Origin of the sequence: Rhizobium sp. YTU87027, assembly GCF_050644135.1 — a bacterium.
Lineage (GTDB): Bacteria > Pseudomonadota > Alphaproteobacteria > Rhizobiales > Rhizobiaceae > Rhizobium.
Genome location: NZ_CP098441.1, coordinates 16421 through 28647 on the forward strand (window position 1 = coordinate 16421; position 12227 = coordinate 28647).

10 protein-coding genes are annotated in these 12227 nt (G+C 61.6%); 3 read left to right on the plus strand and 7 right to left on the minus strand.

All coding sequences use genetic code 11. From position 1 onward, the window contains the following. The first annotated feature begins 39 nt into the window (after positions 1 to 39). Both amaB and NBG89_RS18865 read left to right on the plus strand, forming a co-directional pair. On the plus strand, positions 40 to 1572 hold the full coding sequence (gene amaB / locus NBG89_RS18860) for an L-piperidine-6-carboxylate dehydrogenase (protein ID WP_431323671.1): 1533 nt from the start codon (positions 40 to 42) through the stop codon (positions 1570 to 1572). An 8-nt stretch (positions 1573 to 1580) separates the two neighbouring features. Next, on the plus strand, positions 1581 to 2813 hold the full coding sequence (locus NBG89_RS18865) for a pyridoxal phosphate-dependent aminotransferase (RefSeq protein ID WP_431323672.1): 1233 nt from the start codon (positions 1581 to 1583) through the stop codon (positions 2811 to 2813). A 107-nt stretch (positions 2814 to 2920) separates the two neighbouring features. Here the strand turns inward: NBG89_RS18865 and NBG89_RS18870 are convergent, their stop codons facing one another. Next, the gene (locus tag NBG89_RS18870; protein ID WP_431323673.1) at positions 2921 to 4024 is read right to left on the minus strand and encodes a saccharopine dehydrogenase C-terminal domain-containing protein; all 1104 of its coding nucleotides are present in this window, start codon (positions 4022 to 4024) and stop codon (positions 2921 to 2923) included. A gap of 129 nt (positions 4025 to 4153) precedes the next feature. Here NBG89_RS18870 and NBG89_RS18875 point away from each other — a divergent pair, with 129 nt between their 5' ends. Continuing rightward, on the plus strand, positions 4154 to 4585 hold the full coding sequence (locus NBG89_RS18875; protein WP_088691702.1) for an Lrp/AsnC family transcriptional regulator: 432 nt from the start codon (positions 4154 to 4156) through the stop codon (positions 4583 to 4585). Between the two features lie 36 nt (positions 4586 to 4621). On the opposite strand, the gene NBG89_RS18880 is transcribed toward NBG89_RS18875, so the two are convergent. The 6 genes from NBG89_RS18880 to NBG89_RS18905 all read right to left on the minus strand — a co-directional run bounded on the left by NBG89_RS18880 (position 4622) and on the right by NBG89_RS18905 (position 10642). After that, positions 4622 to 5611, minus strand: coding sequence for a beta-ketoacyl-ACP synthase III (locus NBG89_RS18880; RefSeq protein WP_431323674.1), 990 nt, complete (start codon positions 5609 to 5611; stop codon positions 4622 to 4624). Next, complete coding sequence (locus NBG89_RS18885) at positions 5608 to 6876, minus strand: adenosylmethionine--8-amino-7-oxononanoate transaminase (RefSeq protein ID WP_431323675.1); 1269 nt, start codon at positions 6874 to 6876, stop codon at positions 5608 to 5610. The genes NBG89_RS18880 and NBG89_RS18885 overlap by 4 nt, the downstream gene beginning before the upstream one ends. Beyond that, the gene (gene bioD / locus NBG89_RS18890) at positions 6873 to 7511 is read right to left on the minus strand and encodes a dethiobiotin synthase (protein WP_431323676.1); all 639 of its coding nucleotides are present in this window, start codon (positions 7509 to 7511) and stop codon (positions 6873 to 6875) included. Before bioD ends, NBG89_RS18885 begins: the two co-directional genes overlap by 4 nt. Further along, positions 7508 to 8653 carry an 8-amino-7-oxononanoate synthase gene (locus tag NBG89_RS18895; protein ID WP_431323677.1) on the minus strand — a complete coding sequence of 382 codons (1146 nt, stop codon included), beginning with the start codon at positions 8651 to 8653 and terminating at the stop codon, positions 7508 to 7510. The genes bioD and NBG89_RS18895 overlap by 4 nt, the downstream gene beginning before the upstream one ends. Beyond that, positions 8650 to 9654: a biotin synthase BioB gene (bioB, locus tag NBG89_RS18900; protein ID WP_431323678.1), complete on the minus strand. Its 1005-nt coding sequence runs from the start codon at positions 9652 to 9654 to the stop codon at positions 8650 to 8652. Before bioB ends, NBG89_RS18895 begins: the two co-directional genes overlap by 4 nt. 322 nt (positions 9655 to 9976) lie before the next feature. Then, the gene (locus NBG89_RS18905) at positions 9977 to 10642 is read right to left on the minus strand and encodes a GntR family transcriptional regulator (protein ID WP_431323679.1); all 666 of its coding nucleotides are present in this window, start codon (positions 10640 to 10642) and stop codon (positions 9977 to 9979) included. Between the last annotated feature and the right edge of the window lie 1585 nt (positions 10643 to 12227).

Consider the following 12227-nt stretch of genomic DNA (forward strand, 5'->3'; position numbering starts at 1 on the left):
AACTGGCACATATCAAACACCAAGATAAGGGGTCCTCACATGACCATCGCAGCAAGAGCAGTCAATGTAGTGGCGGAGGCCGTTGCGCTTCTCGACAAGATCGGCGTCGACAAGACGCTCTATACCGGCGGAGACATGGCCTCCTACAGCCCGGTCACGGGCGCGCAACTGGCGGCCCTGAAAACAGATAGCCGGGAAGCGGCGACCGCGAAGATAGAGACGGCTGCCCGCGCCTTTCAGGCCTGGCGTCTTGTCCCTGCGCCCAAGCGCGGCGAGCTTGTCCGGCTGCTTGGCGAGGAGTTGCGTGCGGTCAAGACGGAACTTGGCCGATTGGTGTCGATCGAGGCCGGCAAGATTCCGTCCGAAGGTCTCGGTGAAGTGCAGGAAATGATCGACATCTGCGATTTCGCGGTCGGTCTTTCCCGTCAGCTTTACGGCCTGACCATTGCAACCGAACGGCCGGGCCATCGAATGATGGAAACCTGGCACCCGCTCGGCGTCGTCGGCGTCATCTCCGCCTTCAACTTCCCCGTGGCGGTCTGGGCCTGGAACGCCGCTCTTGCTCTGGTCTGCGGCAATGCGGTGGTGTGGAAGCCTTCCGAGAAGACGCCGCTGACCGCCCTTGCCTCGCAAGCCATTCTGCAGCGTGCCATTGCTCGTTTCGGCGATGCACCTGAGGGCCTGAGCGAAGTGTTGATCGGCGATCGTACCATTGGTGAAGTCCTCGTCGACCATGCGAAGGTGCCGGTTGTTTCGGCGACGGGTTCGACGCGGATGGGCCGCGAGGTTGGCCCGCGGCTCGCCCGCCGCTTTGCCCGGTCGATCCTGGAGCTCGGCGGCAACAATGCGGGTATCGTCTGCCCGTCGGCCGATCTCGAGATGGCGTTGCGCGCCATAGCCTTCGGCGCCATGGGTACCGCCGGCCAGCGTTGCACGACACTCCGCCGCCTCTTCGTGCACGACAGCGTCTACGACCAGCTCGTGCCGCGGCTGAAAAAGGCCTATGCCAATGTCTCCGTTGGCAATCCGCTCGAAAGCACGGCGCTCGTCGGCCCGTTGATCGACAAGCTTGCCTTCGACGGCATGCAGAAGGCGCTTGGCGAGGCGAAGGCCCATGGCGGCACGGTAAACGGCGGCGATCGCGTCGCAATGCCACACGACCAAGCCTATTACGTGAAGCCGGCACTGGTGGAAATGCCCTCGCAGGTCGGGCCAGTGCTCGAAGAAACCTTCGCGCCGATCCTCTACGTGATGAAATACACCGACTTCGACAAGGTTATCGAAGACCACAACGCCGTCGGTGCGGGTCTGTCGTCGTCGATCTTTACGCTGGACCTGCGTGAAGCTGAACGCTTCCTGGCGGCCGACGGATCCGATTGCGGCATCGCAAACGTCAACATCGGTACGTCTGGCGCCGAGATCGGCGGCGCATTCGGTGGCGAGAAGGAAACGGGCGGCGGCCGCGAATCCGGTTCCGACGCGTGGAAGGCTTACATGCGCCGCGCCACCAACACGATCAACTACTCCAAGGCACTGCCGCTCGCCCAGGGCGTCTCCTTCGAGATCGAGTAGGTGCAATCATGACGATCGACGTGAAAATCGAGGAGGCGGGCTTCAGGCCCGCCTCAAGAATATCCGCCATCGGCGTCTCCGAAATCCTTAAGATCGGCGCGCGCGCGGCAGCCATGAAGCGGGACGGCAAGCCTGTCATCATCCTCGGTGCCGGCGAACCCGATTTCGAAACGCCCGACCACATTAAGCAGGCCGCCTGGGACGCAATGCAGCGCGGCGACACCAAGTATACGGCGCTCGACGGTACGCCGGCGCTGAAGCAAGCGATCCGCACCAAGTTCCAGCGCGAAAATAGCCTCGCGTTCGATGTCAGCGAAATAACGGTCGCGACCGGCGCCAAGCAGATCCTTTTCAACGCGATGATGGCGAGTGTCGGCCCTGGCGATGAGGTCATCATTCCCACGCCCTACTGGACGTCCTACTCCGACATTGTTCAGATCTGCGAAGGCAAGCCCGTTCTCGTTCCTTGCGATGCAAAGAGCGGCTTTCGGCTAACCGCGGAGAAGCTCGAAGCGGCGATCACGCCGCGGACGCGTTGGCTGTTGCTGAATTCGCCATCCAACCCATCCGGCGCCGCCTATAGCGCCGACGACTACCGGCCGTTGCTGGATGTGCTGCTCAGGCATCCGCATGTCTGGCTGATGGTGGACGACATGTACGAGCACATCGTCTATGACGATTTCCGCTTCGTTACGCCGTTGCAGCTGGAACCGCGCCTGCGTGAGCGAACGCTGACGATCAATGGCGTCTCCAAGGCCTATGCCATGACCGGGTGGCGCATCGGCTATGCCGCCGGTCCCACGCCACTGATCAAGGCGATGGCCGTGGTACAGAGTCAGGCGACGTCCTGCCCGTCCTCTATCAGCCAGGCTGCGGCCGTTGCGGCACTCAACGGACCTCAGGACTTTCTGGCCGAGCGGACGGAGAGCTTCAGGCGGCGGCGCGATCTTGTCGTTTCCGGTCTGAACCGCATTGACGGTCTTGATTGCCGTACGCCCGAGGGCGCCTTCTATACGTTCTGCGGATGTGGCGGAATTCTCGGCCGGACCGCCCCGAGCGGCCGCAAGATCACGACGGATAGCGAGTTTTGCGCCTATCTCCTCGAAGAGGCGAATGTCGCCGTCGTTCCGGGTTCGGCTTTCGGCCTTTCCCCGTATTTCAGGATCTCCTACGCTTCAGCGGAAGCAGATCTGAAGGAGGCGCTTGAGCGTATCGCAGCTGCCTGCCGGCAGCTAACCTGATCGGCGCGATGACCGGTCTCGTCTCAACGGCCGTATGAAAAACAAAAAACGCCCGGATTATGTGTGATACCGGGCGTTTTTTGTTGACGGCTCGAGTTACGCTGGACTTAGCCGGCGATCTTTTCGCCGTAGGCCTTTTGCGCATAGTAGTGGCCAAAGCGACTGTCGAGGAACGCGTCGAGACCAATGTCTTCCTGTCGTACGAAGCCCTTCGTCGGCAGCTCTTGCTTGGCCAGCATGTCAAGCACGGCGCAAATGCTCGATGCGGTGGTGATCTGGATGGCGCTCATCATGCGGCCGGCAACCACAGCGCTGTAAACCTTGTTGGCATAGGTCTCCTGCACAAGTCGACCATTCTTCCAGCCCGAAACCGTCACGAAGATGATCACGACATCCTGCATCGTCGAGGGCAGCGCGTGCTCCAGAATATCCTTCAGCACTTCGCGGCGGTGGCGCAGACCGAGATCGCTGAGCAGTGCCTTCATGATGGCCGCGTGACCGGGATAGCGGATGGTGCGGTAGTTCAGCGTCCGCACCTTGCCCTTCAACGTTTCGCACAGGGTGCCGAGACCGCCGGATGTGTTGAAGGCCTCGTAGGTCACGCCATCAAGGGAAAATTCCTCCCGCTCTTCCAGTGCCGGAACTTCGATCAGCTGTCCGTCGACGATGGCCTCGCAGGGCTCGATGTATTCGTTGATAACGCCATCGGTGCTCCAGGTCAGATTGTAGTTCAAGGCGTTCGAGGGATACTGCGGTAGCGCACCAACGCGCATGCGGACGCTGTCGAGCGTGTCGAAGCGGCTGGCAAGATCGTTTGCGACAATCGAGATGAAGCCTGGAGCCAGGCCACACTGGGGGATGAAGGCGGTTGATGCGCTGGCGGCGATCGCCTTGACCCGGCGCGTGGATTCGACGTCTTCGGTCAGGTCGAGGTAGTGGACGCCAGCCTCGGCCGCAGCCTCGGCGATCGCAATCGTCAGATGGAACGGGGCGGCACTCAGGACGGCAAACTTGCCGGAGAGGAGTTTGACCAGCGAAGCGTGGTCGGCAATGTCGACTTCCGCAAGGCTGAGGGCGGAATTGGTCTCCATGTGATCCAGCTGCTGCCTGCTGCGATCGGCCAACGTGACGTGGTAGTCGCCGGAATGGATGAGAAGACGGGCAATCGTCGAGCCGATCTTGCCGGCGCCGATGACAACGATGTTTTTCATATGCGTTCCCTCTGTTGGATCGAGAAATCTTTATGCCTTCTTTATTCCCGTCGGTTCGGTTGATTCACAGCGCGAGAATGATAAAATCGACTAGATATTTTTGACATATCGCCGTCGTGGATGCTCAATATGACGATGAATGACAAGGATCGGCAACTTCTGTCGATTCTCAGCGAGAACGCCCGTATGCCAACCGCGATGCTGGCGCGCAGGCTTGGCTTGTCGCGCACCACGGTGCAGGCGAAAATCGAGCGCCTGGAACGGGACGGCGTGATTGCGGGCTACGGGGTGCGCCTATCGGACGACTTCGAGAGCGGCCAGATAAAGGCGCATGTGCTCATCACCCTGGCGGCCAAGGCGCTCGGGCGCGTCACACAGGAGCTGCAGTCGATCGCCCATGTCCGGTCCGTTCATTCGGTGAGCGGCAGCTTTGACATGATCGCAATCGTCGCGGCGGCATCGATCAGCGAGCTCGACATGGTCATCGACAAAATCGGCGATATCGATGGCGTGGAAAAAACGCTCTCGTCGATCATCCTGTCGACGCGCATCAATCGCTAGCGTCTTTAAGTCCGTCGCGCCGTCTTTGCTGAAGACCTAGGCGCGATAGACGACGGCTGCACCGGTAAGTCCGGCGCCAGCGGCAGAAAGAAGGAGGGTCTCACCGTCCCGAAGAGGCTGTTTAGCGATGTCCAGGGACAAGGAGAGCGGGATCGTTGCGGCCGAAGAGTTCCCAAACCGGTCAAGCGAGCAGACGGTCCGTTCGGCTTCGATGCCAAGGTTGGTTGCGACCGCCTGGAAGATTCGCACATTGGCCTGGTGAGGCACGAACCGGGTAATTGCCCGGGCCTGAACGGCCGCCCTATCGAGCGCCCTTTGCGAGGCGGTGCTCATCATCTCGACTGCCCGCGAAAACACCTCGCGTCCATCTCGCATCGTCATCAGATATTCGGCAGCTGCGCGCTCCGGTGCGAAGGGCTTGTTGCTGCCGCCGGCGGCAATCGAGATCAGGTCATAGCCGCTGCCTTCGGAGCACAGGTCGGTGCCGAGGACACCGATGGCCGGATCGCTGGAGGGCGACAGCACGACGGCGCCCGCCGCATCGGCAAACAGCACGCAACTGGCTCGTTCCGCAGGATTGATGCGACGGCTGAGAATATTGGCGGCGATGATAAGGACGGCCCTGCCCTGTGCGCGCACGAAGGCGTCTGCGAGTGTCAGTGCGTACAAGAACCCGGAGCAGGCGCCGGCAAGGTCGATCGCGCCGGAGTGCTCAAGTCCGAGCCTGTGCGCCACAAGCGGCGCTGTCGGTGGCAGCAGGTGATCCGGTGTGGAGGTTGCCAGCAGCGTCAAGCCGATCTCAGAACGGCCGATCCCGGCATTGTCGAGCGCCATGGCTCCTGCTTCAGCGGCAAGGCCGCTCAGGGTGTCGTCCTCTTTCGCCCAGTAGCGCGTGCGAATGCCGGTGCGGCGCTCGATCCAGCCGGCCTCGAGACCGAGCGATTGTTCAATTTCGACGTTTTCGACGCAACGGCCCGGGACACTGTGCCCGAACCCTGCCATGCGCGCGGAGCGGACGTTCGTCATGCTGGAATTCCGATCAGGATACTTGCCGCTTCGTCGATCGCATCATACAGGCGGTCGATCTCGGCTTCCGATACGCAATAGGGTGGCATCAGATAGATGACGTTTCCAAGCGGGCGAATAAGGAGCTGACGCTCGCGGAAAAAGGCGCGCAACCGCGGTCCTATGTCGGCTAAATATCCGTCCGAGGGAGCAGCCAAATCCAAAGCGGCAATGGTTCCGGACTGGCGCACGTTCCTGAAGCGCCGATCTTGCGCAAAGCGAGCGAGCCCCTTTGCTTGCAGGGTAGCGAGGCGATCGACGCGTGCCTGAACCGGCTCTTCCGACCAGATCGTCAAGTTCGCGACGGCAGCCGCGCAGGCGATCGGATTGGCGGTATAGGAACTCGAATGGAAGAAGGTCTTGCGGCGGTCGGTCGAAAGATGCGCATCAAAGATCTCGCTTGTGCAAAGTGTCGCGGCAAGTGGCAAAGCGCCGCCAGTCAATCCCTTCGACGTGCAGAGGATGTCTGGACAGATTCCCGCCTGTTCGGATGCAAAAAGAGTGCCCGTCCTGCCCCAGCCGGTCATCACCTCATCCGCGATGAGGAGCACGTCGTGGGAGCGTGCGATCCTGCTGAGTTCGCCAAGCAGCGAGGGCTCGAACATCTTCATGCCACCGGCGCCAAGCACGAGCGGCTCGATCAACAGTGCAGCAATGCGGCCGGAGCGGCAGGCAAGTTCGAAGGCATCAACCGTGTTCTGCGCTCTGCCGGGTTCTGGAAAGGCAATCCGATCGACGCCAAACAGCAAGGGCTCATAGGCGGCGTTGAAGACGCCCCTTTCGCCGACGGACATGGTGCCGATCGTGTCACCATGATAGCCGTGCTCCATGACGACGATCCGGTCGCGCTGTCGCCCCTTGTTGTGAAAGAAACCGAGCGCCATTTTCAATGCGACTTCGACGGCCGTCGAGCCGCTGTCGGAATAAAAGACGTGCTCGAGCCCGGCCGGACTTACAGCGATTAGCCCACGGGCAAGATCCTCCGCCGGGGCGTGAGTGTATTCGGCAAAGATGATTTGGTCGTAGCACTCTGTTGCCGTGCGGATAGTCTCCATGATCGCCGGATGCCGATGGCCGTGGGTGACCACCCACCATGAGGAGATCGCGTCGAGAATGCGGTTGCCGTCTTCGTCGATGAGATAGGCGCCTTCGCTGGCCACGACCTTCTTCATCGTCGGCACAAGGGCATGCTGCGTGAACGGATGCCATACCGGGGAGCGGGTCATGACTGCATGCTCCGGAACATCGCGACCTCGAAGCCGCGATGAAAGGCCGCCATGAGCGTTTCGTGGCTGAGCGGGTCGGTTGGCTCCAGGCGCCCCAGCGAGCGTGCTCCGCTCATGTGGACGATGATCTTCTGCGTTTCGGCGTTGTGTTCACCGACAAAGGCAATGCCGAAGATTGGAACCGAACGTCGCTGCAGTGCTTCCACCGACATCAGGGTATGATTGATGGTGCCGAGAGTGGTTCTTGCGCACAGGACGACCGGTGCCTGCCACTGGGCGAAAACGTCAGCAAAAAGGATCTTTGATGTCAGCGGGACGAGAACGCCGCCCGCGCCCTCAATGACGAGCGAGTCGGGAAGCGAGGGTAGCGCAAGTGCGTCCGGATCTATCGTCACGTCGTCGAGCGCCGCCGCGTGGTGCGGGGATGCGGGCGTTCTCAGCCGGTAGGCCTCGGGGACAATGCGGTCGGGCGATACCCTGCCCAATCGGCTTACCGTTTCAGCATCCGTCTCCTCGTCCAGCCCTGCCTGCACAGGTTTCCAGTAGTATGCCCCGAGCGCGGATGTCAAAGCGGCGGAAAAGACCGTCTTGCCGATACCCGTGTCGGTGCCGGTGACGACGAAGCGCTGCGTCATTGCCGCTCCTCCCGCAGGATCTCGGCGAGCCTTTCGAACACTTGCGAGACAGTTGCTTCATCGACATTCAGGGTGATCGAGATGCGCAACCGCGCCGTACCTTCGGGCACGGTGGGAGGCCGGATCGGCCTGACGTCGAAGCCCTCGCTGCGCAAGCGCTCAGCGATGAGCACCGCGCGACGATTGTCGCCGATCACAACCGGCAGAATCTGCGATCTGCTCGCCTGCATCCCCGTTGCCGTTTCCATCGTGCGACCGGCGAAAGATACAAGTTTGGCAAGCCTGTCGCGGCGCTCCGGCTCATCGGCTAGGACCCTCAGCGCCTCTCGCACCGTCGCAGCCATGAGTGGGGATGGTGCTGTCGAATAGATGAAATTCCGGGCGCGGTTGATGAGGAAATCGCAGATGATTGCCGGTCCGAGGATAAGCGCACCTGATCCACCGAGCGCCTTGCCGCAGGTATGCAGGGTAATGCAGTTTTCCGGATGACCGACAGCCTCCGAGAGGCCGCGGCCACCCTGGCCGAAGACACCCGTTGCGTGCGCCTCGTCAATGACGAGGAAGCCATCATGCCGTGTAGCAACGTCCATCAGTTCACGGAGCGGGGCGCAATCGCCGTCCATGGAGTAGAGGCTTTCGACCGCGATCCACGGTCGACCGGTGCCCCCGGCACGGCGCCATCTGCCGATCGCATCGGCGACTGCGTCCACATCGTTGTGTGCGGCCGCGACCGACGGTGCGCGGCTTGTCGAGATCCCCTCATGGGCGCTCGCATGGATCAACGCGTCATAGACGATGATGTCGTCGCGCTGCGGCAGTGTCGAAAACAGCGCTACATTGGCCGCATAGCCGCTGCCGAAGTAGAGAGCACGCGCCGCTCCGAAATAGGCGGCGGCCTCCCGCTCCAGCGTCTCATGCTCGGGATGATTGCCGCGAAGCAGGCGCGAGCCACCAGCCCCGACTGGCACGCCGCGATCGATTGCGTCGCGAAGCGCGTCCTTGAGCCGCATTGAATGGGCGAGGCCCAGATAGTCGTTCGAGGTGAAATCGGCGCCGGATACGGCAACGAGGCTTCGGCTCCTCCCCTTGCGATCAAGACCAGCGAGCTTGTGCTCATAGACCGCAAGGCTCGCGGCGGTCATTCCGCCCGCTCCAGCTGCTCCGCCTTCAGCCCGAGACGACGAAAGAGTGCCGCATCCTGATCCTCGCCGGGATTGTCGGCTGTGAGGAGAGTCTCGCCCACGAAGATGGAGTTGGCGCCGGCAAAGAAACAGAGCGCCTGGGTCTCGTCCGACATATCCGTGCGACCTGCGGATAGCCGGACATAGGACGTCGGCATCAGAACGCGTGCCAGTGCGACGGTCCGTACGAAATCGATCGGATCGATCGGCTGGGCATTGGCGAGCCTCGAGCCAGGGATCGGGATCAGCATATTGATCGGCACGCTCTCGGGCGGCGTCGGCAGGTTTGCAAGCGTGACAAGCATCGAGATGCGATCTTCCGCCGTCTCGCCCATGCCGAGAATGCCGCCGGCGCAAACCTTGATGCCCGCTTCACGTACATTGGCAAGGGTCTCCAACCGATCCGCAAAGCTGCGGGTCGTGATGATCTCGCTGTAGAAGCGCTCCGAGGTATCGATGTTGTGATTGTAGTAGTCGAGGCCGGCGTCGGCGAGCCTTGCCGATTGCTGTGGGGTCAGCATCCCAAGCGTCATGCAGGTCTCCATCCCGAGCGCCCGGACGCCCTCGACCATCGCGACGATCGCGTCCATGTCGCGATCCTTGGGGCTGCGCCAGGCGGCACCCATGCAATATCGTGTGGCGCCGCCTTCTTTGGCCTTTCGTGCTTCGGCGAGAACGCGCTCGACTTCCATCAGTTTCGAGGCCTTGAGCCCGGTCGGGTAGTGGGCCGACTGGCTGCAATAGCCACAGTCCTCGGCGCATCCGCCGGTTTTGACCGACAGAAGGCGGCTCATCTGCACCGCGTTCGGATCGAAATTGGCGCGATGAATGCCGTGAGCGCGATAGAGGAGGTCGCCGAAAGGCAAATTATAGATAATCGTGGCTTCCGATTGGGTTGTGACGCCTGCAAAGGCGCTGCTACCCTGGATTTCCTGCGTCGAATGGGCTGAAGTGGACGGCATCAGTTCAAAATCCTCTCGTCATGAAGCTTCGATTCGTAGATAGAAGATAATTTTATCTATAATCGGCTAAAACAATAGTAGGCAAGCGCCTTTTTCTGGCTCGTCGCTGACGGTGGAGTTGGTCGCGAAGCAGGCCTTCAGCCTGCATCATGAGGACGTCGGAATCCACGTTATTGTCACAGCTTGCAACAGGCGCGCCTGCTAGGAGCACGTATGCCGCGGCTCGCGGCAAGGGGCGCCGGGCTCGTTCAGTTCAGGCGTCGCAGACGAGCGACACCATTCGACGTAGTGTAAACCACGCCGCGCTTTCCGATTGTCGGCACTAGCCGACGATTGCAAACCGCTCACGCGCGGCGTGCTGCAGTCGCCGCGGCGGCCCTCCGATCCATTGCACGTGCCGCTCCAGCGCGGTCACGGCATTTTCGACCTTGCCGGAACGAAGAAATGTGAGAATGGTGCGATGGTCGCTATCGACCCGCGGCTCCCAGTCGGTCAGCCAGGTGGCGAATAGAAATCGGGCGCTTGCTGCATGGAGGTCGTCGATGACGGAGAGCAAGCGCGGCATGCCGCAGGGTTCAAGAATGAGCGTATGGAACCTGCGATTGGCCTCTTCCCAGGTGCGAACGTCGCGCGCATTGTCACCGTCGATCGTCGCCTGCTCGGCCTGATCAAGACGTGATGGCGTAAGGTGCTCGGCCGAGTGGCGCAATGCCAGCCCTTCGAGCGCGGCGCGCATCTTCGCAACCTCCTGCACCTCCTTCAAATCGAAGGAGGCAACACGAACGCCGCGGCGCGGTTCGCTGACGGCAAGACCCTGCGCTTCCAGGCGGCGCAGAGCTTCGCGCACGGGGACGTGCGACGACCCGAACTCCTCTGCTATGTGATCCTGCTTCAGCTTCGAGCCTGGTGGCAAGGCACCGGTCACAATGCGCTCTGCGAGCGCGCGACTTATGCGGCCAGCTATGGTGTCGTCGTTATGAATAGTCATATTTTAGAAATAGTTCCTGCGCCCGACGCTGTCGAGGTGCCTCTTATGCGTGGCTGTGGATTTGTCACCGGCATCCGTCCGACGAGTTCGGAATTGGGGGGAATCGGTAGGAGCCAGGCTATGCGGCTGGCGGGATCGTTGCGGATGCTGGTGGCGTTGGGAAGCAGTTGCAATCGTCTCGCCGGGAATTGCAGGTGTCCTGTGTGGCCGATTTGACTGTCCAGCATCGCGTTGGCCGCGGTGTCCGAAGCGGCCTTCCGGATACGGAACCCGGCGCAGAAATTCAATTCGGTTCCTGTCGCCACTGGGGCATGAGCGCTGGCGAAGCGTTCGCCGGGTGCAAGCCGAGGAAGTGTGTTCGGCTCTTTTTGGTTGCCCCGACCGATCTGATCCAGACCGCGCGGAAGGAATTCGCGGGTTTTGTGTCTCGCCGTGGGTGAACGAAGGCGCCCGCTCGCGGGATCTACGGACCGACCCGGTAGAGGCGTCATTTTGCGCCGCTATCGCCACGAAATATATCCCGAGCCGGTGTTGAGGGCGATCTCTGGCGGGCACGCCCGAGGGGACTGCGGGATGTCGGGGCAGATCTCCTGGTCGCTGGCATAAGTGTCCGCCTTGGGGGATATGCCGACGCAGTCGGTGGGCTCTCTCCGCGAGGCAGCGAAAAACATCTCGTTGTTCGCGGAGGTCGACTGTGCGGCCGGTTTTCACGCATTTGTTTGAGGCTGTCGCGGGCTTTTCGGAGGTTGTTTCGCGATGATCTCAGCTTGCGTCTGTCGGCGTGGGCGCGCGTACGCCGGTCCGACCGACGCTTGGTTGCCCTGTGTCCTGGGCACATGAAGGAGATCAGCTATCTCGCAATACAGTTGGGCTGACTGATCACGGAGAACTTCAGGGAGGCCTCTTGCTTGTCTGGTGGCGAAGACAGAAGGGCGCGCCGGGTAGGCCGGCGAGGTTGACGGCGGGGGGCGCGGCAGTGGTTCGCCTGGCCGCATTGGCGAGGCAGCAGGGTAGGACGGCTTTGCTCTCGCCGTTGGCAGGGCCCGGAGTCGGATAGGCTTGCAGCCAGTATTGCTGGGCGAGGCGGGGCGCTGCCTTTGTCCAGTCGGACAGAGTTCCCCGCGGGGAACAGTTAGACCGGCGCCTTTTCTGCAGAACCGCTCACGGATGATGGCCGGGTATTTCGTTCGTCTCCGCAGAGGAAGAGACTTGTGCTGCTGTTGATGATCAAGTGTGACGGCGGAAATGCCGCGCCGGCTCGCAGAGTGCATCGGTGAGCGACAAGGTAGGGTGCGGTGCTCGTGCCGTTGGTTGCGTCCGGCGTCAGAAAGGCTTGCGCCACCCCTATTGCCGGGCAGGCGAAGCGCTGCCTTCTTGCCGCTCGGTAGAGTTCCCCGCGGGGAACATTCAGCTAGGCGTCCACCCTGTGGCGCCGTCGAAGGGGCGTCAGTTTGGTCGGAAGTCCGCCATGCTAGGGCCTCGCCGGCCTTTTGATTTCGCAGGTAGCCGGTCGATTGCGGTTGACAAATCACCCTGTCGTCCGTGATTCTATCAGTGCATTCAGGACATAGGCGCGGGCTCGCAG